Origin of the sequence: Spirosoma luteum DSM 19990 (assembly GCF_000374065.1) — a bacterium.
In the GTDB taxonomy this organism is placed as follows: domain Bacteria; phylum Bacteroidota; class Bacteroidia; order Cytophagales; family Spirosomataceae; genus Spirosoma; species Spirosoma luteum.
In genome coordinates this window covers 84,476-106,025 of the sequence record NZ_KB893312.1, presented here as the reverse complement: position 1 = coordinate 106,025, position 21,550 = coordinate 84,476, and the positions used below count along the sequence as shown (strand labels likewise).

The following is a 21,550-nucleotide window of genomic DNA, read 5'->3' as shown; positions in this document are numbered from 1 at the left end:
CAATGTTGGGTATCCTTCTTTCAACCGTTTAGTCGGCGGAGCTAGGGTAGTAATTTCATGCCCTCTATTTGGGCCCTTCTAGTGGCTAAGCAGTATATATTGCCGTTTCGCCTGCCGCAGTATTCGGTTTACCTAAAATTCACCCCAAACGCAAGTGCCAATCAACAGTATAAATGTGCTACCTTTTGGGGCCAGCCGTGTTAAGGAAGGACTAAAAGGTATGTTCGCCTGGATTCCTGACTGTTATTTTTAGGTAACTCTGGAGCATGGGGTGTATTTCTGTGACGAATCGTGGCATTAAGGTATCCAGCATAGCACTTCGCCCGACCTGTATTCGGGCCAGTAGCCCATTAAAAACGTTAATCAATCTATATCGCCACCAGGTCGATACTGGCTTAACACTTTTGACGACTCAGGAGTACACCAACCTAATGCTCAATGAGTTGAAAAAATTACTTGGAAGAATCATGAACAAAATTTGTTAGTCACATAGCATCAACTTATCCAATGCGCATGAACTGGATTCACTATCTAAGACCCAACGGGTATTTACTCTGAGTCAGCATGAGTCGGCTATTTTTGACGCCTAATGGCAATTGATTAGTGAAAAAGCCCGGAACGAAGGCAGACAAACAGTCTCTGAAAGATTTTTTAAACAAACGTGAAACCAGTCCGTTTATAGATGCTAGTAACATCTTTTACTAGTAGGTATACATTCACTAAAACAAACGTTCATCATGAAAAACGCACTGATTGCTGCATCCATTTGCGCTGCACTCGCCTTTTCCCAAAACGGGTTTGCTCAGGCTGTACAGGAAGGGAAAGCCGCCAAAAAAGAAATGAAAGCCGAGAAGAAAGTAGCCAAAGCAAAGGAACTCAAGACCAATGCTGCAACGAGTAAAGGATTAGAGGTAAAAGGCATCTCAGATCCAAAAACCAGAATGGCTAAGGCTGAAAAGAAAATGGATAAGGCCGAAAAGAAAGAGCTGAAGGCTGATTCCAAGGAAATTAAAGCGATCGCTAAAGCTAAAAAGAAGAAAGCCGCTGGGGTTAATTAACATTTGTCGACGCATAGCGAAGTGTTCTAAAAGTAAGAAGGGTAGCTGGATCACGATCCAGCTACCCTTCTTACTTTTAGAGTATAAAGCCACCTTTGTCAAGGCTTCGTGTCTATTATTTTCCACCACTATACACCACAGATTCCGGGTGTGTAATGGTGAAATACCACGCTCCTGAGTACACCTTCCTCTAAGCGGAGGGGTTTTCTAACTCCATAGGCTAGAGTAGGCTTTTCATTAATCTGGAAATCTGGCAGGACCAGAGCTTCTCCATTTTATTGTTTAATCAGTACAAACCAAGCCCAAATGGAGGGTGGGTACTGTTGTCGCATTTGTTGCTGAGTTTGCTGAAAAGCCGTCCAGATTATTTTATACCGCTTCCAGTTTCGGTAAAACCGGGTCATTAGGTCACTGGTAGCCTGATCGGATACGGGCCACAAACCGGTGAGAAGATACCCGGCACCGGCCATTTTGAAGGCCCGTTGCAAGCCAAATACCCCTTCGCTACCCCGAGAATACACGGAACGCATTACCACCCGGCGTAGTGTCGTTCAACGCTACGGATAGGTCAGGAAAAGCAAAGCCATGCATTGCCAGATGCAATACTGTCGGCTGTTGACCCGACTGCGCTTTGGGATTCTTTTCGGTAGCGGATAAGCCCATCATCACTATTGCCTTCGGTCCGATAAAGTGCCCGATTTCTTCCACTTCCCGCTGTGTGCCGGGTAGAAAAGGCCACGAATCACGCGCTGTCCACGTCGAATCGTATTGAATACCTCCCTAGAGTTTTGCACTCATCATGTTTTTATACGTGAGGTCATCATCCATCGATGTTGCCACCCGCCGAAAAAGAGATATCACACGAAGTGGGTGCCTTTGCGATAGATGTAGGAACCGGGGTCGTGTTAGACCGGGCCCTGCTTCGTCGATGGTAGCAGCCGCACCGCGTTTACATAGTGGTTGGTGGTCTCCACTGTCAAAATGTAGACCACCAACCACTATGTTTTCATTGCTTCATTTTAGTAATCGTAACGACATAGAAGCAGCTATCGAGTTGAAACGAAAGAAACCGCTCTATCGCAGTAGTGGGTCTAAAAGCCTGATATCAGGATAGAGCGTTCTCAACTGATTGACGCCATCAGGCTGAACGTAACGCCCGACGGATTACTTCCTCTACCGTTAGGGCAGGGTCAGCCTGTAGGGCATCGCTAACGCTTTTCTCGGCAGTTGCTTTAGGGAAGCCCAGGGCCATCAAAGCAGCTAAAGACTCATCCCAAACTACGTTGCTGGCTGGTTGCTGTTTGTAGGTTGGGCCACCTGGTACTACACCCGCCCGTTTCATCTTATCACGGAGTTCGAGGATGATGCGCTGTGCGGTTTTGGCACCAATGCCTTTGATAGCCTGCACTGCCCGAACGTTCTCGCCCAGAATAGCCAACCGCAAATCGCCGGGTTGCATAGCCGAGAGCATACCCAAAGCCGTATTGGGGCCTACGCCGGAAACACCAATCAAATCCAGAAAAAGCGATTTCTCATCGGCATTGGCAAAGCCGTATAGCAATTGATTATCCTCCCGGAAGAGATGGTGGATAAAGAGTTTTACCCGGTCACCACCGCCGGGCAGAATGGAGTAGGTCTGTAGTGAAATATGAACCATATAACCCACTCCATTTACATCAATAATTATGTGAGTAGGTTCTTTGTAGGACAAAACCCCATCTAAATAAGCAATCATTCGTAGGTATGAAAGGCTTATGAACAAGCCTGTTAAGTATAAGTAAAGATACGAAAAACCCACAACTTTTTGGTAAAGTGTGGGTTCCGTTTTCCATGAATATCGGTTAAATTTAAACCGTCTTTGAGCAGGGAATTATTACCCAACAATCAGCTTCTGTCCCGGCCGAAGTGCATCATTTTTAATATGATTCATCTTCTTGAGCTGTTCGATGGTTAGATCGTACCGACGAACAATATTCCAGAGGGTGTCACCACGCTGTACCTGATGATAGCGGATTTTGTACTGTTTGGCCTTAACCGCAACTTCTTTCTTTCTGGTCGTTTGCTCCTTGCGCTCATTCACCAGCCGTTCGGACCGGGCTTCTACCTCTGCCCCAATGACCAGTTCCTGTCCTGGCTGAAGGGTAGTGGAACTTAATTGATTCCAGTGTTTGAGATCGTCTATATCTACCTCATAGCGGTCTGCAATATCGCCAAGGTTGTCACCTTTTCTGACTGTATAGGTTTGGCTGCGCAATTTGCGGCTGACGGCCGGCCTGGTTTCTTCTTCGTCAGTGTCGCTATCGACATCCGATGAAGCCAGAATCGCTTCTTCTAGGTGTGCTTTGGCCAGTGGATTCTGGTTGAGCGACGTCCATATCCCCATTGAATCAGTCCCATAGCGGACGTCTTCGGTATGAGCTAGCAGAACATGATCCATTCGGTAAGGTAGCCGACTGGCCGAATCCATAATAGCCCGGCGATTGGTAGCAAAGTAACTGTACTGCTGTCGTGGAACCCGCAGAGAGTACCGATTTGTGTAATCAGGCAGAATGGTGGTGGTGATAGCCGGGTTCATTTTTCGCAAATCGGCCAGCGGCATCATACTGTGTTTGGCAAACGTCTCGAGGTTGAAATAGCCCGTTATCTGAACCGTGTCGTGCGGAATGGGATACTCGTATTTTTGAGCCACAATGTCATGTTCATTCGCATAATTCATCATATACGTGAACGTAACAAATAGCGGCACATACCCACGGGTCTCCTTGGGTAGCGCATCGTAAATAGTATAGAACGAATCTCCTCCTGTACGGCGCATGGCTCGTTTTACAGCGCCTGGTCCGCAATTGTAAGCGGCCATTGCCAGTTCCCAGTCTTCGAAAATATTATACAAATCCCGCAGGTATTTGCAGGCGGCTTCGGTCGCTTTTACCGGGTCCATTCGCTCGTCTATGTAATCATCCTGGTACAGGCGCATTTCGCGCCCGGTGCCGGGCATAAACTGCCAAAGCCCACCTGCTCCCGACCGGGAAACCGCCCGGGGGTCCAGAGCCGACTCAACAATAGACAGGTATTTCAATTCATCCGGCAAACCGTACTCTTTTAGAAATCGCTCATACAGCGGAAAGAAGAGAGGCATACGCTCCAGCATAGTTTGGGCGTAAGCAGGCCGACGAAAAACGAAGAGATCGATATAACCCTGAACAGCGGTATGATAATTTAGCGGAATGGTTTTCTGCAACTTTGCCAGTCTTTCGCGAATTAAGCTATCGGGAACAGTGGTCACCAGCACCACCGTATCCTTACTGACAATTGTAGTGTCCTTGTGAATCGTAGTCTCGGCGCGGGATACAGTTACCATTCCCACCACCACACTCACCAGCCCCAACTTATACAGGCTACGGTTCAGATAAGTCATATCAAACTACGGGTTTATTTACGAATTTTTATAATTACACTATCCGTTTTCCTCGATGTACTGCTTCACAGCGCTATAAATCCTGCAATAACTTCGCCATAGCTACCAACTTCTCTTCAGCAAAAGCGGGGGCCATGAGTTGTAATCCAATAGGTAAACCCGTCGAATCGGTACCATTTGGTATCGATATTGCCGGGTATCCTACTACGTTAGCCTGCACCGTAAAAATGTCGGCCAGGTACATTTGCAGCGGGTCTGCTCCGACGGTCCGGTCGGTTTTCTCCCCCAGCCGAAACGCTGTTGTGGGCGTAGTAGGCGAGAGTAAACAATCGTACTGCTCAAACAGGCGTTCGGCTTCGTCCCGAATCAATCGCCGTACCTGTTGGGCTTTCGTGTAATACGCATCATAGTAGCTGGCACTAAGTACAAACGTACCCAGTAAAATCCGCCGACGCACCTCATCTCCAAACCCTTCTGTACGACTTTTTTTGTACAACGACAAAAGATCCATTACTGGTGTATCATTCGATGGTTTACTCCTATACCCATAGCGTACGCCATCAAAACGAGACAGGTTAGAGGATGCTTCGGCGGTGGTCAGAATGTAATAGGTTGGCAACAGATAATCTAAAAGGGAAATATCGACCGGTTCTACCACATGCCCTGCGGCTTTGAGAGCATCTAGTTTAAGTTGGGTAGCCTTCCGAATGGATTCATCAACGCCCTCACTCAGTACGCCATCCTGCAAATAAGCAATTCGAAGGGGAGAATCCGGTAGTGTAGCTTTTGAATAATTCGCAACAGGTTGGCTTGATACAGTACTATCGAATTCATCAGGGCCGGCCATGATTTCGAGCAGGAGAGCAACATCATCGACCGTGTTAGCAATGGGGCCGATACAATCGAAAGAAGAGGCATAGGCAATCAAACCCCAGCGACTAACACGACCATAGGTAGGCTTAAGGCCTACTACGCCACAGAAAGCGGCTGGCTGCCGAACTGACCCGCCCGTATCAGACCCAATGCTGGCTAGGCAAAGTCCCGCCTGCACCGCTACGGCCGACCCGCCACTCGACCCGCCGGGTACCCGGCTCGTATCGGCTGCGTTGAGAACAGGTCCGAAGGATGAATTTTCGTTGGACGAGCCCATGGCAAACTCATCGCAATTTTGACGGCCTATAACAATAACATCCTCATCCAGCAGTCGTTGCACGGCAGTGGCCGTAAACTGCGCAGTGAACGTATCCAGTATCTTGCTACCAGCCCTGACACTATGACCAGCGAAACTTAATACGTCTTTCAGGCCAATGACCATACCAGCCAGCCGCCCGGCTGTACCAGCCGCCAGTTTCTGATCAACGATATCAGCCTGGGTCAGACTCTCATCGGCATAGACTTCCGTAAAAACGTTTAGGTGTTGGTTTTCCCGAATTCGGGCGAGGTATTGTTCCACCAGCTGGCGGCAGGTGATGGTGCCTGTTTTGAGATCAGACTGAACAGAAGCGTAGCTACGGTAGAGGGACACAGACTAATGTATGAAATAGGATACACAAGGTAAATTGTATGATGTGTAGTTGCTTTTCGCTGGAGATACTACTATATTATACATCCTGCCGCATATATCTCATGCAAACTAATAAAAACAGACAATCAGGCGGCCCTGTTTAGAACCACCTGATTGTCTGCTGACTATCACTTATATTACTTTTCTTCTTTCAAACTATCTTCAATGTTCTCGCGAACATCCTTGGTAGCATCTTTAAACTCTTTGATGCCTTTACCCAGGCCACGTGCCAGTTCAGGGATTTTCTTAGCGCCGAACAGCAGGAGTAGAGCGAGGAAAATGAGAATCATTTCCTGGCCGCCCAAACCCATAATTGCAAAAATGGTTGCCGAAATCATATCTTTTGTGATTTGAATGTATGCAAAATTAACAAAACTCTCTTGTACAATCTATTAAACCTTAGTGAAACTTACGCGCTAACCAACCGTTTAGTTTTGTGCTCACCCGTTAAAATTTCTGAAGTTCTCCTCAAGATCATCGTCAATTTTCTTTAATGGGGAAGAACCCTGAACAGTAAAAATCAAAGCTGGAATACGTAAAAATCAGCCAATTTTGATGGTTTCCATCCGCTTGGGCGCTGTAGCTGCCTGAGGTTGATTAGCTGTTGAAAATTCCCATTGCCGGAATTTCTCAATGTCATCCTTTATACCACTAAATAACCATAACATCAGGGCAATATCGTCGCTGAGACCTACTATGGGTAAAAAGTCGGGTAAAATGTCGATAGGTGACACAAAATAAACCAAAACCGCAATAATCCGGAGCAGCGTTTTCCAGGGCAACTCCCGGTATTCTCCTGATGCGTAGGCCCTTACCAAACGCGTGACAATGCCCAACTGGTCCCGAAATGTAGCAAAATTGGCACCCGATAAGCTGCCACTTTTAGCCAATGCTTCCCGCACTAACTCAAAAAGACTTCGTTTATCGCGGGCGTAACGGGCAGCCCCTACATTCGCTTTTTTGAAGAAAATAGAGGACAAGATCCGCGTTATCAGACTTTTGTTTTTCATTGAGTTTATCGACTGACAGACTACTTAACGTTCTATTAAAGTAGTCAGGAATCACTATCTAACCATTTATCCGCTACTTGATAGATAAACCATCAATCACCCCCATAAGTTTTATTCTAACGAGATTGGGTTGTCTTACATGAGGGCAGTACTTTTGCGCCTGCTTGTTAATCCTATAATTCTGAATACTATATGAAAGTTACCGTAGTAGGCGCCGGGGCCGTTGGAGCCACCTGTGCCGATAACATCGCCCGCCGGGAATTGGCTCACGAAGTTGTTCTCCTGGACATTAAAGAAGGTATCAGCGAAGGCAAATCACTGGATATGCTACAGGCATCGACCCTGCTCGACTGCGACATCAAGCTGACCGGCTCCACCAACGATTACGAAAAAACCGCGGGTTCTGACGTAGTAGTTATCACGTCGGGCCTGCCGCGCAAACCGGGCATGACCCGCGAAGACTTGATTGGTATCAATGCCGGGATTGTGAAAGGAGTAACGGAAAATATTCTGAAACACTCGCCCGATGCTATTTTCATTATTATCTCGAACCCGATGGATACCATGACGTATCTCGCTCTGAAGTCGTCGGGTCTTCCTAAAAATCGGGTTATTGGCTTAGGCGGTGCTCTTGATTCAGCCCGGTTCAAAACCTATCTGTCGCTGGCGTTGAAATGCTCCCCCAATGATTTGCAGGCTTCAGTCATTGGCGGTCACGGCGATACAACGATGATTCCGCTTACACGTTTAGCTACTAAAGCGGGTGTGCCCGTCAGCAACTTCCTGGACGACGAAACGCTGAAAAAAGTAGCAGCCGATACCATGGTGGGTGGCGCAACGCTAACGGGCCTGATTGGTACTTCTGCCTGGTATGCACCGGGTGCGGCAGGTGCTTATATGGTGGAAGCCATCGTTCGCGACCAGAAGCGGGTAATTCCATCCTGCGTATTGCTCGAAGGCGAATACGGTCAGTCGGATATTTGCATGGGCGTTCCGGTCGTACTGGGCCGCAACGGCTGGGAAGAAATTATTGACTACAAACTCAGTGACGAAGAGCAGGCTGCTTTTAACAAGTCGGCCGATGCCGTTCGGAACATGAATAATGTTCTGAGCACGCTAAACATTGGCGTGTAGTAAATGCTAAGTTATTGGTTTAGGAATAAAATCACCGCCAGATGCCTGGCGGTGATTTTTCATGTAATACGTTTTACCGCCAGTCGCAGGCCGGAGCCAGCCATTCCTGACCCGGATCAATCGGCATACCGTCTGGGGGAGTTTGGGGGCTTGTTGGCCGAACGTCGTCAATGTTACCCTCGGCCCGACGAAGCTGATCAAGGGCAAACAGGTGATGAGCCGCTACTTTCGGGTTGGCACCCGCCGTATTTAATTTACTCTTCAACTGGGTTAATTTCAACCCGGCCATTGCCCGGCCCTGCGGGGTTATCTCGGGGTTATTTGCCACGTCGATAAGTTTTTGCAACAGCAGCTTATCCGTCAACCGTTTTACTTCTGCCTGATAACTGTCAGCCGGTTCAGCTTTGTACCAGGTAGCCGCGAGCAATTGGTCCAGCATCGACTCAAGACTGAGTTGAGCCGGATCGAGTGCCGACTGCGCAACCAGCCGACTGACCCGTTCCGGATTCAACAGCATCTGAATGGTCATACCGGCGGCCGCTTCGGGTGCCGCCATTGGATCGAAGGATAATCCCGTTCGTCGTTTGAAAACCTCGCGGGGATTTGGATTGTAGCGAAATGGGTGGGGCGGAATCAATGCCACTATCGACTTGGGAAGGGCCAGAAAAGCCGGATCAATGGTAGTCATCAATGCATTCAACGCCCGCTTTTGCTCCTGCACCGGAACCGTCGACATAACAGGCTGGCCATCGCCCCGAAGCGCATTAGTGTAAACTTGCCCGGCTACTACTTTAGCCGCTGCCTCTACCTGATAGCGGTGAAACATGTACATCGGCACCAATACTTCTTCTAGGGTGGCCATTGGCGTTCCCATCGGAATTTTCTTCTCCGTAAAATTACTCAGCGCCACCCGCCGAACATCCGATACGCGTTTCAACTCGTCAACGGCATCAGCCCCATTATCCCACAGGTGGGTACCGGGATGGACCGACCCTTCCGGCCGCGCATCTTTGTCGGTCAGGAAGGTCAAACCCGCCTTGTGCATATCCGTCACAATTTTGTTCAAGGCTGATTTTTCATCTGCCCCAGCCGGGAACTGCTCGTACCCATAGCGAATGCTCCATTTGTCGTAAGCACCAATCCCTTTGGCATACGCATCACTCAGGTCGATACTGTTTCCCTTCACTTTGGCCAGCATCGTCGGGTAATCCATAACAGATGTCCTATCCTGCGTACTGGAAATGTAATTATGGGGCAAACCAAGGGTGTGCCCCACTTCGTGAGCCGCCAGTTGCCGCAGTCGTTCAATGGACATCTGCATCATCGGGTCCAGCGAGGGAGCGGCCGCGCCAGAGTAGTCGCCCGCCAAGCCCTGCGCAATCAGATAATCCTGCCGAACCCGCAGCGAGCCGAGGGTAACTTTCCCCTTAATGATTTCGCCCGTGCGCGGGTCGTTTATACTGCCTCCGTAGCTCCAGCCCCGCGTGGACCGATGCACCCATTGCACCAGATTATACCGAATATCCATCGGGTCGGCATCGGCCGGGAGCAATTTAACCTGGAAAGCATCTTTGTAACCAGCCGCTTCGAATGCCTGATTCCACCAGGCGGTACCTTCCATCAGAGCAGATCGTATTGGCTCGGGTGTGCCGGGATCAATATAATACACAATGGGTTTAACAGCCTCGCTTAGGGCGGCTGATGGGTCTTTTTTCTCCAGCCGGTGCCGCGAGATGTACCGTTTCATGATGGGTTGACTAACGGGTGTCGCGTAATCGAAAAACTCAATGCCACCGTACCCAATGCGTGGGTCGAACAGCCGGGGTTTGAAGTTGTTATCCGGCAATTGAACAAATGAGTGGTGCTGGTGCACGGTAATGGCCGTAGGCGTTGGCACCACATCGCGCAGAAAAGAACCGGGATTATCGCCCGTCAGGGTAATAATTGTTTCGAATTCCGTATTCTGCGGGAAGGCTTTGGTGCGGGTCAGGTACATGGCACTCCGCGTCGGGTCAAATTTAAACGTCCCCTGTTTGGTTCGGGCGATGGCCTGCACCGCCCCCACGGCATCCTGCATCAGAAACGGCGTGAGGTCAACCAGCACACTGCCTTTCTCCTCTGCCACTATCTCAAAACCGGCATGAACGGACTTGGCAAATGATTCTTCCACCGCCCGACGTTCAAGCGGGTCATTAGTGAGAGCCCGATACGCGTAGTTGGGTTCCAGCATCAGCACTTTGTTGCCGCTGCGCTGAAATTTCACGATGTGTTCCTGCCCCAGGCGCCCCCGGTCGAGGCCGATATCGTTCGAGCCAACGCCTTCTGCCAGCGTCGGGTAGTATAGAAGTTCGGTATCGAGATCAGCTATTTCGAGCCAGATTTTACCTTTTTTAGCATCCCAGTAGTAGGTCATAAAGCCGGGGTTGCGTTCCATGCCCGACGTGAAGGCAGTAATACTACCAGCAGGGGCTGGCTGGGCAACTAGCAGTTTAGTAGAGAGAAGTAAGCTAAGAAGTGTAAATACGTGTTTTTGCATAGTAAATTGGGTTGTAATTAAGGCTCAAGATACGGCAAACGAATTAATAGTATGATTTCACCAAACTACTTTGTACTGACAGTTGAAGAAATCGTTATATTCATTGGCGGTTTCGTGTAATCGGCAAATATAGCTTACGTTGTATAGTTACTAATAACCCCAGTTACTGCGTTGAAATACCTCCTGATCATTCTCGTTTGCGTCACTCCTTTTAGTAAAACACTGGCTCAACCCAATCCCAAGACCAGTGCACCAACACCAGTACCAGCCATTCCGGCCGACGCCCAAAAAGTGGCCAAAGCCGTACAGCCAGCAGCCGTTGAAGCACACATGCAGTATCTGGCCGATGACAAACTGGAAGGCCGTAAACCCGGTACGCGCGGTTACGAACTGGCCGCTCAGTATGTTGAAAAACAGTTTCGGACGCTTGGATTTACCCCAATGGGTCAGGGTGGAACCTACCGGCAAAAAGTGCCGTTGCGTCGGGCCATCGTGCGCGAAGCGGGTAGTTCGATGATGCTGACCCGCCAAAGCAGTGATGGAGTAGTTGGTGCCTCAGAGCGGATGACCTACGGGAAAAACTATATTTTCAGCCCACAATTTAGTCAGGCAACGAGTCAGGTATCAGCCCCGGTTGTGTTTGTTGGCTTTGGTGTATCCGCGCCAGAGTTGGGATACGATGATTACGCGAACATTAACGTACAGGGTAAAATTGTAGCCTGTTTCAATGGTGCCCCCACCTCGTTTCCATCCAACCAACGAGCTTATTCCAATTCCTCCAAGCAGGAAGTAGCCGCCAAACACGGGGCTGTTGGAATCATTACGTTCAGTTTGCCAACTGATATGTTTGCCCGTATTGAGTCCAATGCCCCCCGCAACCGGCAGGCTACCTACCGCTGGGTCGATTCCAAAGGACAGGTGCAGCGAACTTTCCCGACCCTAAAAGTAATTGCCTCGCTGGGCGACTCCACCGCCCGCACCTTGTTTGCCGGTGCCAGCAAACCGTTTGATGATGCCCGAATAGCTGCCAGCAAGAACCAGCCCCAGGCATTTCCTCTAAACCTATCTATACAGGCAACCACCCAAACGGAGTTGAATGACGACCTGGTAGGCGAAAATCTGGTGGGGCTTTTACCCGGCTCCGACCCGGCGCTGAAAAACGAATATGTAGTGTATGTTTCGCACCTTGACCACCTCGGCATCACCAAACCCGTTAAAGGAGATTCTATTAACAACGGCGCACACGACAACGCATCGGGTGTGGCTATCAATCTGGAAGCTGCCCGTCTGTTTACCCTACTACCTAAAGCACCCCGCCGGTCTATTTTGTTCGTAGCCGTTACTGCCGAGGAAATGGGGTTGCTGGGGTCCGATTACTTTGCCAGCAATCCAACGGTGCCGAAGGAAAATATAGTGGCGAATCTTTGTCTTGATATGCCATTTTTCTTCCATCCACTGCTCGATATCGTGCCCTACGGGGTTGAGCATTCCAGCATGGCGGGGGCCGTACGGGCAGCTGCGCAGTTTGTGGGCGTCGAGATTGCGAAAGACCCCATTCCCGAACAGTCTGTATTCATGCGCTCTGACCATTTCAGTTTTGTTCGGCAGGGCATTCCGGCCATCTACGTCAAAAGCGGCTCTACCACTGGCGATTCCCGCGATGGGACTAAACTCAATCTGGCCTGGCGGGCCACTACCTACCACACTCCTCAGGATGATATGAATCAACCCTTCGACTGGAACGCAGCTGGCCGACACGTGCAGTTACAGTTTCTGATCGGGTATTTGACTGCCCAGGCCGATAGCCGTCCCGTCTGGAACGACGGTGACTTTTTCGGGACCAAGTTTAAAGAAGCATCTCCCGCAGAAACGAATAAAGGGCGTTGAACGCCCTTTATTAACCTGCTTTCTCTTAAAAAATTCTACCGTAGTCGTTCTGAACCCCGAACGAGTTTCTCGTCGCGCCGAATGAACCGATTGGCCAGTGCATTTAATACCAGCGCCACAATAATGGCATAGAACCCGGTAAGGAAATTTCCCTGATCGCCAGGGTCGCCGTATTCTTTCCCTGCGTATAAAGTCTTATACAGTACAATACCCATGATAGCCGTAAGCATCAATGCATTTACAGCGCATAAGGCAGTTTGTGTCAGGCGATTTTTGTACTGAAAAATGGCGTAAGTCGACACTAAGCCAACCAAAGCAATTAACAAAGCTAAATACCAGATCGAATCCACAAACGTTGTGACGCCTTGTTGATAACTATACTGAAGCGCGGATAAATGCGCCATTTCCGTTGGCTGTGCGCCAACTTTTTCCCAGAGTGGATTAGCCAATGCAACCCCCATGGCCACGGCAATAAGAAACAGAAATATTGTTTGAACGCGTTGAATCATGCGTAATGATGTTTTTTGACCCGCAAAAATAGCCTAAAAAGTGATAGTTTATGAAAGCGGATGTTCGTCTGTTGATAACTTCCGGCGGTTCACGCACGGCTGGCAATAAAGAATCCGAAAACCGTACCATCCATTTATAGAGCCTGTCAGGAACCGCAGCGGTTATATGGAGTTATGATTACTGGCGGCCTTCCCAAATTCCTTGAAGACGAACTTGGAGTTTTCGAGACGGGATCGAATACCCTGACAACTACATAGCTATCGACACGTATCCGATGGCGCCAAAAGATGCCCGCTTGGTTGATTTGGGTGAGCAGCTCGGCATCTCCCTCCTGCCTTTTGTACATGAATTACCCAGGAACGAGCCGGTTTTAGTCGCTCCTTATTTTATACTGACAAAAATCGAGTGTCTGTTGCAGGAGTGGCAAAGAGCCCTCCCCTTTCACCTGATTTAGTATGATGCCTTTGCCCCGAAGGCTCAGCCCGAGGTATAGCAATCTGAAATATTTGCCCAACCAGTCACAGTATTACAGCCCCTAGGGATATTGACTACCTGTCATTCAAGAAGTCGTGTGCAGCGAAATAGGCGGGAACAGGGCTTTTGACTGAAAAGTCTTCCAGCCTATGCACAAACGGAATGTGATCCGGGCCACCAAAATTTACGACCCAACAGTCCATCCTACGAATTTTATCGACCATTGGTCGTTATCTGTAAAACGAATTTACCTGGAGAACCAAATTATCTGTATGAACCGTCTTTTTTTCTTTTTTGCCGCTTTCATCTTACTGACCATTTGCTCCTTTCGGACCAGTTTACCCAACGGGCAGTTGAAGGCAACAACAGTCCTTCATAAACCTGCGGATGGACGAAAGCATATCAACTGGCTAAGCATTGAGGAAGCCTACGCGCTGACACAGAAAAAACCCCGGAAGTTTGTGGTCGATGTCTATACAAACTGGTGCGGCTGGTGTAAAGTGATGGACCGGGAAACATTCTCAAAGCCGGCTATTGTTGATTATGTCAACGAGAATTACTACCCGGTTCGGTTCAATGCCGAGCAAACTGCCGATGTACGACTGGGAGGGCAAACGTTCAAGTTTGTCCGGGGAGGCAGCCGGGGCGTTCATGAGTTAGCCGCGGCTCTACTGAAAAACCAGATGAGCTATCCAACGACCGTGTTTATGGACGAAAAATTTAACCTTATTCAGCCTATCTCCGGATACCTTGAACCCCGTACCTTTCACCAGATAATTACCTACTTTGGTCAAAACTATCATAAGAAAGAGCCCTTCGACCAGTACAAGACGACGACCTACAGAAACGTTCAATCTGCCTTGACAGCCAGGCAGTAAGCTCGTCATTCCAGGAGGGAGCCCGAATCAGCGCGGTTACATAGCCGCTCTCTGTTCGCGTTCCTTTTTTTGTTAATTTTGTCTTCTTTCATCAACCCCAACAAACAAAAACATGACCAAACAGGTGTCTTTTCTTGTGGTATCAGCTATAGTCATTGGGTTTATAGCTGCTGACAACCGCAAATTCATTGACCCGCAAAACATGGATATGTCCGTGAAACCGGGTGACAATTTCTATGAGTATGCCAACGGTAACTGGCTGAAGAAGAATGAAATTCCTGCGTCGAAAACATCGTGGGGAAGTTTTAACGAACTCCGGGAAAAGAGTCTCGATGCCATGAAAACCCTCCTTGAAGATGCGTCGAAAACAACCACGAAAGGACGTTTGTATCAAATGGTAGGCGATTTCTACGAGAGTGGGATGGATAGTCTGACCATTGAAAAGCGTGGTTTTGATCCTATCAAACCAGATCTCGACCGGATTGAGAAGGTAAACAATAAAGCTGCCTTTCTGAACGAATTAGCTTACCAGCGGACTCAGAGCAACGGTATGCTATTTGGCTTTTTCGTCGGACAGGACCGTAAAAACGTCAATAAATACCTGCCGCAGTTTAGCCAGGGAGGTACCACGCTTCCCGATCGTGACTATTACTTGAAAAATGACGCCCGGAGCCAGAAAGTGCGCGATGCCTATCGTGATCACCTTACCAAAATGTTCGGGTTGATTGGCGAGGAGCCAACGCAGTCATCGCAGGATGCCGATGTAGTTATCCGGGTAGAAACTGCCCTGGCGAAAGCCCAAATGCCCCGCGTTGAACTCCGCGACCCTTACAAGACCTATAACAAATTCACGGTTGCCCAATTCAGCCAGCAAACACCTGGCATCAACTGGATGGACCACATGGCGAAGTTGGGCGTAAAAGGGCAGGATACAGTACTGGTGCAAAACCCGTCTTTTTATCGTTCATTGGACAGCCTGGTAGCAGCCACACCCATTGAAGAATGGCAGACGTACATGCGCTGGAATATTCTCAAGGGAGCAGCGCCCTACCTGAGCAGTCCATTTGTCAACCAGAACTTTGCTTTTTCAAAAGTGCTGTCCGGCCAGAAAGAGCAAACTGCCCGCTGGCAACGCGTAAGTAGCCTGATTGATGGCTCGCTGGGGGATTTGCTGGGACAACTCTATGTTCAGAAGTACTTTAAGCCGGAAGCCAAACAACGCATGCTGGCACTGGTAGATAATCTGGAAGCATCCTATAAGGAGCATATCAAAAAACTGGACTGGATGAGTGAGGATACTAAGGCAAAAGCACTTAACAAACTGCTGGCCTTTAAGCGTAAAATTGGTTATCCGGACAAGTGGAAAAACTATGACGGCGTTGCTGTCAATCGTACTGACTTCTACGGTAACATGGAGTCAGCAGGGAAGTGGCAGTATAACTACATGATCAACCGATTGGGCAAACCCGTCGACCGGACGGAGTGGGGCATGACACCCCCAACAGTGAATGCCTACTATAGCCCGGTCAATAACGAAATTGCTTTCCCAGCCGCTATACTCCAATTCCCCTTCTTTGATGCCGATGCTGATGACGCGGTCAACTACGGGGGCATTGGTGCTGTAATTGGCCACGAGATGACACACGGCTTCGATGATTCAGGTCGCCAGTATGATTCGGACGGTACCCTGCGCGATTGGTGGACGAAAGCAGATGCCGATAATTTCAAAAAACGAGCCGATCAGGTACGCGACCAGTTCTCGGGCTTCAAGGTGCTCGACACAATCAAAGTAAACGGTCAGCTAACACTAGGCGAAAACCTGGCAGATCTGGGTGGCTTAGCAATTGCCTACGACGCCTTCAAAAAGACTCCTCAGGGAAAATCATCTGGTAAGAAAAGCATGATTGACGGGTTCAGCCCCGACCAGCGGTTCTTTTTATCATGGGCACAGGTGTGGCGTATCAACGTACTGCCCGAAACCCAGGCACAGCTGATTATGGTTGATCCGCACGCCCCGGGTCAGTACCGCTGCAATGGCCCTCTGTCAAATATCACGGCCTGGTACCAGGCATTTGATGTGAAGCCGGGTGATAAAATGTATAAAAAGCCGGAAGACAGAATTAAGGTTTGGTAAACAGTATGCGTTCATCGCATCCGTAAAAGCCGCGTCCTCATACCTGGATGCGGCTTTTGCAAATGCGGACTTATCAAATTTGATTACCTGCCGTAATACGCTGTAGTCCGTCAGCTTATTTGATTCTCCTGAATGCCTAAATCATAGCTATGAAAATTACCTGCATATCCCTCCTTTTACTCTTTTCCTTTTTAGCCTGCCAAACAAAAACAAAGCAGGATGAGAGTAAAGAAAAAACGATTGTGGCTGATGATAGTGCCACGGCTCTGTCTAAAAGACCCGGTCCTGATGCGCCCAGAACTGTACCAGATCGGTTGGTAAGGGCGCTCTATTTTGAGCACAACAAAACTGAAAACCCACTCCGGGACAAGAAAAATCGGGCATTGATTGACGAATTTTTCACGAAACCCACCGCGGATATCATCTGGAACGATGTCCAAAAATCATCAGGCCGTGTAAACAGGACCAAAACAAACCTGTTGTACAACGCCCCTGATGCCAATATAAAAAAGATGTGGGTAGAACCGGCAGCTATTGGTGGAACGCGGGCCATTGTGTACGTAACATTTACGAACAAAGACAAACCCGAAGAAGTCAAAATTGATATGCAGCAAGTAGCGGGACGATGGGGTATCACGGAGATAAACTATCCCAATGATCAGCAATTAACGAAAATGCTTAAATAAGGCAACGGTCTTCAAATTATTTTTGGACCATCTGTTGACAACATCGCAAAAACATGTAATTTTGCAACTCCAAAACCGGAAGCGGGCTTGGAAATGTTCTTTATCTTACCTTTTTCGGGGAGTTTCCAGAGTGGCCAAATGGATCAGACTGTAAATCTGCTGGCGTACGCCTTCGGAGGTTCGAATCCTCCACTCCCCACCAAATAAATAAGCGGAAGTAGCTCAATTGGTAGAGCGATAGCCTTCCAAGCTATAGGTTGCGGGTTCGAGACCCGTCTTCCGCTCTAGTAGGTAGAGCGATGGCCCTAAAGGCTATGGACTACGGTCGGGGTGGCTTTCCACTTCAAAACTGTTTCGGCGGCCCGGTCATATTCCGCTGTGTTAGTGGATAGTATAAAATGTACTGACAGGATCCGTTCATTTATAGTAAACAAGCCGTTATAGCTCAGTGGTAGAGCACTTCCTTGGTAAGGAAGAGGTCCGGGGTTCAAATCCCCGTAACGGCTCAGGACTTCTTTTTTGAAGTCTCTTTGAAGGGACGGTTAACCCCGTCCGACGCCCGTGTGGTTTTAAGCCCAAATGGTGTCATACCTTAAAAGGAATGACTTCGCTGGGTTTAGTTACTGTTCAGCGAATTCATTTACTAACAAACAAAAATTCACAATAGCGTTTTAAAAACATGGCAAAAGAGAATTTTGACCGCTCGAAACCGCACGTAAACATCGGTACGATTGGTCACGTTGACCACGGTAAAACGACGCTGACGGCTGCCATTACGAAAGTGTTGGCCGGCAAGGGTCTGGCCGCAATTCGGGACTTTTCCTCGATTGACAACGCTCCTGAAGAAAAAGAGCGCGGTATCACAATTAATACATCGCACGTTGAGTACGCAACGGCGAGTCGTCACTATGCACACGTTGACTGCCCTGGTCACGCCGACTATGTAAAGAACATGGTAACGGGAGCTGCTCAGATGGACGGTGCTATCTTAGTAGTAGCCGCTACGGACGGGCCAATGCCACAAACTCGCGAGCACATCCTGCTGGCACGCCAGGTTGGTGTACCTCAGTTGGTTGTCTTCATGAACAAAGTGGATATGGTCGATGATCCAGAGCTACTCGAACTCGTTGAAATGGAAATTCGCGAATTATTGAGTTTCTATAACTTTGACGGTGACAACATCCCTGTTATCCAGGGTTCGGCTCTTGGTGGCCTGAATGGAGATGAGCAGTGGGTAAAAACCATCGAAGAACTGATGGACAGCGTTGATAGCTTTATCCCCTTGCCCCCACGTCAGACGGAACTTCCGTTCCTGATGCCGGTAGAGGACGTATTCTCGATCACGGGTCGTGGTACAGTAGCAACGGGTCGTATCGAGCGTGGTATAATCAACTCAGGCGAGCAAGTTGAAATACTTGGTATGGGTGCTGAAAACCTGAAATCAGTTGTAACAGGCGTTGAAATGTTCCGGAAAATTCTGGACCGTGGCGAAGCTGGTGACAACGTAGGTCTGCTGTTGCGTGGTATTGAAAAAGAGGCTATTCGCCGGGGCATGGTAATTTGTAAGCCAGGTTCTGTAACTCCTCACGCCAAATTTAAGGCTGAGATTTACGTCCTGTCGAAAGAAGAAGGTGGTCGTCATACTCCGTTCTTCAACAAGTACCGTCCGCAGTTCTACTTCCGCACCACTGACGTGACAGGCGAGATTATGCTGCCTGCCAACGTTGAGATGGTAATGCCGGGTGACAATATCACAATCGACGTAACCTTGATTAACAAAATCGCCATGGAAAAGGGACTTCGTTTCGCTATCCGTGAAGGTGGTCGTACCGTAGGAGCTGGTCAGGTGACCGAAATTCTCGATTAATGGAATTCGTAATAAAAACAAGTGCATTTCTTCACGGAAATGCACTTGTTTTTTAATATTATTCCGTACTTTTGCAGTCCGTTTCGACGGATATGTCTAAGGGTGTAAGAGTAAAGTTGTGAGAATCAGGATGAATTGGCATTAGCCGTGTCTTTTCTCTTTTTGCCTTATCTCTTCTTTCAGTTGAATAAACGGGTGTAGTTCAAGGGTAGAATAGCGGTCTCCAAAACCGTTGATGGGAGTTCGAATCTCTCCACCCGTGCAAATCCTTTACATAAAATGGACAAGTTTACATCGTTTCTGAAAGCCTCCTGGGAGGAAGTTCAGCATAACGTGACTTGGCCTAAATTCAGCGACCTCCAATCCAGTTCGACACTGGTGCTGGTAGCCTCGCTGATTTTTGCGCTACTAGTCGGGTTAATAGATTTAGTATTCGAGAATGGACTGAATACATTTTATCAGTCATTCTAAATCGACCTACAAAACATGAGCGGCATACAATGGTACGTCATTCGGGCAGTGTCGGGTCAGGAGAAGAAAATCAAATCCTACCTCGATAATGAGATTATCCGGCAAAAGCTGGATGAAATCATTCCGCAGGTGCTGATCCCGGCAGAAAAGGTGTATGAAATGCGTAACGGTAAGAAGCGCGTTCGGGAAAAATCCTTTTTCCCTGGCTACATCTTAATTTCAGCCGATTTGGGTAACAACCGGGCACTCGATATGATTCTGAATATGCCGGGTGTATTGGGTTTTCTTGGCAATGCGCAGGTTGGAACCACGTCTAAAGTTCCGGTTCCCCTTCGTCAGGCTGAAATAAACCGAATCCTTGGTAAAGTGAATGATGAAGAAACCGAAGTAGTATCGGCTCCGACAGCCAGTTATCTTAAAGGAGAGAACGTAAAAGTTGTCGATGGGCCATTTGGCGGTTTTATTGGTACAGTAGAAGAAGTATTCGATGACCGAAAGAAATTGAACGTCGTTGTTAAAATATTTGGCCGGAACACTCCGGTAGAACTCAGTTACGCACAAGTAGAGAAGGAGAACTAATCATCAGGTTAGTTTTCCCAGGTTTGGCATCCTATGCTTCCCTCAGAGGGTGACCAGCCAAAGAAGTTGAAGAAGTTGATTCGCTGCGAAAGGTGTGCGGACTGGTTATGTGACTAACCGGTAAGAAACCCAGGCAGTAACGGGGCCGCCCACGCGGTCGTAACTAAATTACCACAATGGCAAAAGAAGTAGGTGGCTACGTTAAGCTGCAAGTCAAAGGTGGGCAAGCTAACCCCGCACCTCCAATCGGTCCGGCTTTGGGTTCCAAGGGTTTAAACATCATGGAATTCTGCAAGCAATTCAACGGACGTACGCAGGATAAGATGGGGACGGTATTGCCAGTTTTGATTACATATTATAAGGACAAGTCCTTTGATTTCGTCATCAAGACACCACCCGCACCGATTCTGCTGATGGAAGCAGCTAAGCTGAAAGGCGGCTCTGCTGAACCTAATCGCAAAAAAGTAGGATCAGTGACATGGGACCAGGTTCGGACAATCGCGGAAACAAAGATGCCCGATCTGAACGCATTCACTGTCGAATCAGCGATGAAACAGGTGGCCGGTACGGCCCGCAGCATGGGAATCACGGTGTCGGGCGCATCGCCCTTTGAGAACTAAACAGACTTGCCGAAGCAAACACACAAATGGCTAAGTTAACGAAAAAACAAAAGGAAGCACAATCGAAGTACGATGCTGCCAAGGAATACTCGCTCCAACAGGCAGCTGAGATTCTGAAGGACATCTCGTACACGAAATTTGATGCTTCGGTGGATATTGACGTCCGGTTAGGCGTCGACCCGCGTAAAGCCGATCAGATGGTTCGTGGCGTTGCCACGTTGCCTCATGGTACGGGTAAAACGGTTCGCGTACTGGTGCTTTGCACCCCGGATAAGGAGAACGAAGCGAAGGAAGCTGGAGCCGACTTCGTGGGTCTGGATGACTATATTCAAAAAATCGAACAGGGCTGGACGGACATCGACGTGATTATCACGATGCCGAACGTTATGGCCAAAGTTGGTCGCTTGGGTAAAGTACTGGGGCCACGGGGTTTGATGCCAAACCCAAAATCGGGTACGGTAACACCAGAAGTAGGCAAAGCCGTTCGTGAGGTGAAAGCGGGTAAAATCGACTTTAAAGTTGATAAGACCGGTATCATTCATACCAGTATTGGTAAAGTATCGTTTACGCCAGAAAAACTGGTCGAAAACGCACAGGAAATTATCGCTACACTTATGCGTCTGAAGCCTTCATCGGCCAAAGGAACGTACATGAAGACGATAAATCTGTCGAGCACGATGAGTCCGGGAGTTACGATTGATAAAGGCACAGTAGCCGGTATATAAGC

At 48.5% G+C, this 21,550-nt stretch carries 21 protein-coding genes and 4 tRNA genes; 16 read left to right on the top strand and 9 right to left on the bottom strand.

The annotated features are described in order from the left end of the window. The first annotated feature begins 737 nt into the window (after positions 1-737). Complete coding sequence (locus tag B156_RS0127455) at positions 738-1,058, top strand: hypothetical protein (protein WP_018623017.1); 321 nt, start codon at positions 738-740, stop codon at positions 1,056-1,058. Positions 1,059-1,333: 275 nt separating this feature from the next. Here B156_RS0127455 and B156_RS30140 read toward each other — a convergent pair whose 3' ends face one another. The 7 genes from B156_RS30140 to B156_RS30135 form a co-directional block, all read right to left on the bottom strand. Further along, the gene (locus B156_RS30140) at positions 1,334-1,588 is read right to left on the bottom strand and encodes a CHAT domain-containing protein (RefSeq protein ID WP_040586460.1); all 255 of its coding nucleotides are present in this window, start codon (positions 1,586-1,588) and stop codon (positions 1,334-1,336) included. Next, the gene (locus B156_RS31670) at positions 1,563-1,832 is read right to left on the bottom strand and encodes a CHAT domain-containing protein (protein WP_281167544.1); all 270 of its coding nucleotides are present in this window, start codon (positions 1,830-1,832) and stop codon (positions 1,563-1,565) included. Before B156_RS31670 ends, B156_RS30140 begins: the two co-directional genes overlap by 26 nt. Positions 1,833-2,196: 364 nt before the next feature. Next, positions 2,197-2,793, bottom strand: a complete 597-nt coding sequence (gene ruvA / locus B156_RS0127440; RefSeq protein WP_018623014.1) for a Holliday junction branch migration protein RuvA — start codon at positions 2,791-2,793, stop codon at positions 2,197-2,199. 138 nt (positions 2,794-2,931) lie between these two features. Then, a complete protein-coding gene (locus B156_RS0127435) occupies positions 2,932-4,473 on the bottom strand; it encodes a lytic transglycosylase domain-containing protein (protein WP_018623013.1) in 1,542 nt (513 codons plus the stop codon). 73 nt (positions 4,474-4,546) lie between these two features. After that, positions 4,547-5,998: an Asp-tRNA(Asn)/Glu-tRNA(Gln) amidotransferase subunit GatA gene (gene gatA / locus B156_RS0127430; protein ID WP_018623012.1), complete on the bottom strand. Its 1,452-nt coding sequence runs from the start codon at positions 5,996-5,998 to the stop codon at positions 4,547-4,549. 176 nt (positions 5,999-6,174) lie between these two features. After that, a complete protein-coding gene (locus B156_RS0127425; protein WP_018623011.1) occupies positions 6,175-6,375 on the bottom strand; it encodes a Sec-independent protein translocase subunit TatA/TatB in 201 nt (66 codons plus the stop codon). Positions 6,376-6,579: 204 nt separating this feature from the next. Next, positions 6,580-7,047 (bottom strand): YkvA family protein, encoded by a 468-nt coding sequence (locus B156_RS30135; protein WP_018623010.1) that lies wholly within the window; start codon positions 7,045-7,047, stop codon positions 6,580-6,582. A gap of 192 nt (positions 7,048-7,239) precedes the next feature. On the opposite strand from B156_RS30135, the gene mdh reads away from it, so the two are divergent. Continuing rightward, complete coding sequence (mdh, locus tag B156_RS0127415; RefSeq protein ID WP_018623009.1) at positions 7,240-8,181, top strand: malate dehydrogenase; 942 nt, start codon at positions 7,240-7,242, stop codon at positions 8,179-8,181. 73 nt (positions 8,182-8,254) lie between these two features. Here mdh and B156_RS0127410 read toward each other — a convergent pair whose 3' ends face one another. Further along, entirely contained in the window at positions 8,255-10,717 is a 2,463-nt protein-coding gene (locus B156_RS0127410) for a zinc-dependent metalloprotease (protein ID WP_018623008.1), read from the bottom strand. A 171-nt stretch (positions 10,718-10,888) separates the two neighbouring features. Between B156_RS0127410 and B156_RS0127405 the strand changes: the two genes are divergently transcribed. Next, the gene (locus B156_RS0127405; RefSeq protein WP_018623007.1) at positions 10,889-12,604 is read left to right on the top strand and encodes a M28 family peptidase; all 1,716 of its coding nucleotides are present in this window, start codon (positions 10,889-10,891) and stop codon (positions 12,602-12,604) included. A gap of 35 nt (positions 12,605-12,639) precedes the next feature. Here the strand turns inward: B156_RS0127405 and B156_RS0127400 are convergent, their stop codons facing one another. Next, positions 12,640-13,113, bottom strand: coding sequence for a DUF4293 domain-containing protein (locus B156_RS0127400; protein WP_018623006.1), 474 nt, complete (start codon positions 13,111-13,113; stop codon positions 12,640-12,642). A 275-nt stretch (positions 13,114-13,388) separates the two neighbouring features. On the opposite strand from B156_RS0127400, the gene B156_RS0127395 reads away from it, so the two are divergent. The 13 genes from B156_RS0127395 to rplA all read left to right on the top strand — a co-directional run bounded on the left by B156_RS0127395 (position 13,389) and on the right by rplA (position 21,548). Beyond that, positions 13,389-13,568 carry a hypothetical protein gene (locus tag B156_RS0127395; RefSeq protein ID WP_018623005.1) on the top strand — a complete coding sequence of 60 codons (180 nt, stop codon included), beginning with the start codon at positions 13,389-13,391 and terminating at the stop codon, positions 13,566-13,568. 292 nt (positions 13,569-13,860) lie between these two features. Next, a complete protein-coding gene (locus B156_RS0127390) occupies positions 13,861-14,466 on the top strand; it encodes a thioredoxin family protein (protein WP_040586473.1) in 606 nt (201 codons plus the stop codon). Positions 14,467-14,578: 112 nt separating this feature from the next. Beyond that, positions 14,579-16,600, top strand: a complete 2,022-nt coding sequence (locus tag B156_RS0127385; protein ID WP_018623003.1) for a M13 family metallopeptidase — start codon at positions 14,579-14,581, stop codon at positions 16,598-16,600. A gap of 149 nt (positions 16,601-16,749) precedes the next feature. After that, positions 16,750-17,286 (top strand): hypothetical protein, encoded by a 537-nt coding sequence (locus B156_RS0127380; RefSeq protein ID WP_018623002.1) that lies wholly within the window; start codon positions 16,750-16,752, stop codon positions 17,284-17,286. Positions 17,287-17,402: 116 nt separating this feature from the next. Beyond that, positions 17,403-17,488: transfer RNA gene (locus B156_RS0127375), tRNA-Tyr, on the top strand. Between the two features lie 9 nt (positions 17,489-17,497). Further along, positions 17,498-17,570: transfer RNA gene (locus B156_RS0127370), tRNA-Gly, on the top strand. A 150-nt stretch (positions 17,571-17,720) separates the two neighbouring features. Then, positions 17,721-17,792: transfer RNA gene (locus B156_RS0127365), tRNA-Thr, on the top strand. A 173-nt stretch (positions 17,793-17,965) separates the two neighbouring features. Further along, positions 17,966-19,153 (top strand): elongation factor Tu, encoded by a 1,188-nt coding sequence (gene tuf / locus B156_RS0127360; RefSeq protein ID WP_018623001.1) that lies wholly within the window; start codon positions 17,966-17,968, stop codon positions 19,151-19,153. A 191-nt stretch (positions 19,154-19,344) separates the two neighbouring features. Then, positions 19,345-19,415, top strand: a tRNA-Trp gene (locus B156_RS0127355). Positions 19,416-19,432: 17 nt separating this feature from the next. Beyond that, positions 19,433-19,624, top strand: a complete 192-nt coding sequence (gene secE, locus B156_RS0127350) for a preprotein translocase subunit SecE (protein ID WP_026261099.1) — start codon at positions 19,433-19,435, stop codon at positions 19,622-19,624. Positions 19,625-19,639: 15 nt separating this feature from the next. Further along, positions 19,640-20,203: a transcription termination/antitermination protein NusG gene (gene nusG / locus B156_RS0127345; RefSeq protein WP_018623000.1), complete on the top strand. Its 564-nt coding sequence runs from the start codon at positions 19,640-19,642 to the stop codon at positions 20,201-20,203. 176 nt (positions 20,204-20,379) lie between these two features. Continuing rightward, complete coding sequence (gene rplK, locus B156_RS0127340; RefSeq protein ID WP_018622999.1) at positions 20,380-20,823, top strand: 50S ribosomal protein L11; 444 nt, start codon at positions 20,380-20,382, stop codon at positions 20,821-20,823. Between the two features lie 26 nt (positions 20,824-20,849). Beyond that, positions 20,850-21,548, top strand: a complete 699-nt coding sequence (gene rplA / locus B156_RS0127335) for a 50S ribosomal protein L1 (protein WP_018622998.1) — start codon at positions 20,850-20,852, stop codon at positions 21,546-21,548. Positions 21,549-21,550: the final 2 nt, after the last annotated feature.

What these genes read in the sequence shown, in the direction of transcription:
- B156_RS0127455 (WP_018623017.1), top strand. Translation starts at nt 738, where the DNA reads ATGAAAAACGCACTGATTGCTGCATCCATTTGCGCTGCACTCGCCTTT.
- B156_RS30140 (WP_040586460.1), bottom strand. Translation starts at nt 1,588, where the DNA reads ATGCGTTCCGTGTATTCTCGGGGTAGCGAAGGGGTATTTGGCTTGCAA.
- ruvA (WP_018623014.1), bottom strand. Translation starts at nt 2,793, where the DNA reads ATGATTGCTTATTTAGATGGGGTTTTGTCCTACAAAGAACCTACTCAC.
- B156_RS0127435 (WP_018623013.1), bottom strand. Translation starts at nt 4,473, where the DNA reads ATGACTTATCTGAACCGTAGCCTGTATAAGTTGGGGCTGGTGAGTGTG.
- B156_RS0127425 (WP_018623011.1), bottom strand. Translation starts at nt 6,375, where the DNA reads ATGATTTCGGCAACCATTTTTGCAATTATGGGTTTGGGCGGCCAGGAA.
- B156_RS30135 (WP_018623010.1), bottom strand. Translation starts at nt 7,047, where the DNA reads ATGAAAAACAAAAGTCTGATAACGCGGATCTTGTCCTCTATTTTCTTC.
- mdh (WP_018623009.1), top strand. Translation starts at nt 7,240, where the DNA reads ATGAAAGTTACCGTAGTAGGCGCCGGGGCCGTTGGAGCCACCTGTGCC.
- B156_RS0127410 (WP_018623008.1), bottom strand. Translation starts at nt 10,717, where the DNA reads ATGCAAAAACACGTATTTACACTTCTTAGCTTACTTCTCTCTACTAAA.
- B156_RS0127400 (WP_018623006.1), bottom strand. Translation starts at nt 13,113, where the DNA reads ATGATTCAACGCGTTCAAACAATATTTCTGTTTCTTATTGCCGTGGCC.
- B156_RS0127395 (WP_018623005.1), top strand. Translation starts at nt 13,389, where the DNA reads ATGGCGCCAAAAGATGCCCGCTTGGTTGATTTGGGTGAGCAGCTCGGC.
- B156_RS0127390 (WP_040586473.1), top strand. Translation starts at nt 13,861, where the DNA reads ATGAACCGTCTTTTTTTCTTTTTTGCCGCTTTCATCTTACTGACCATT.
- B156_RS0127385 (WP_018623003.1), top strand. Translation starts at nt 14,579, where the DNA reads ATGACCAAACAGGTGTCTTTTCTTGTGGTATCAGCTATAGTCATTGGG.
- B156_RS0127380 (WP_018623002.1), top strand. Translation starts at nt 16,750, where the DNA reads ATGAAAATTACCTGCATATCCCTCCTTTTACTCTTTTCCTTTTTAGCC.
- tuf (WP_018623001.1), top strand. Translation starts at nt 17,966, where the DNA reads ATGGCAAAAGAGAATTTTGACCGCTCGAAACCGCACGTAAACATCGGT.
- secE (WP_026261099.1), top strand. Translation starts at nt 19,433, where the DNA reads ATGGACAAGTTTACATCGTTTCTGAAAGCCTCCTGGGAGGAAGTTCAG.
- nusG (WP_018623000.1), top strand. Translation starts at nt 19,640, where the DNA reads ATGAGCGGCATACAATGGTACGTCATTCGGGCAGTGTCGGGTCAGGAG.
- rplK (WP_018622999.1), top strand. Translation starts at nt 20,380, where the DNA reads ATGGCAAAAGAAGTAGGTGGCTACGTTAAGCTGCAAGTCAAAGGTGGG.
- rplA (WP_018622998.1), top strand. Translation starts at nt 20,850, where the DNA reads ATGGCTAAGTTAACGAAAAAACAAAAGGAAGCACAATCGAAGTACGAT.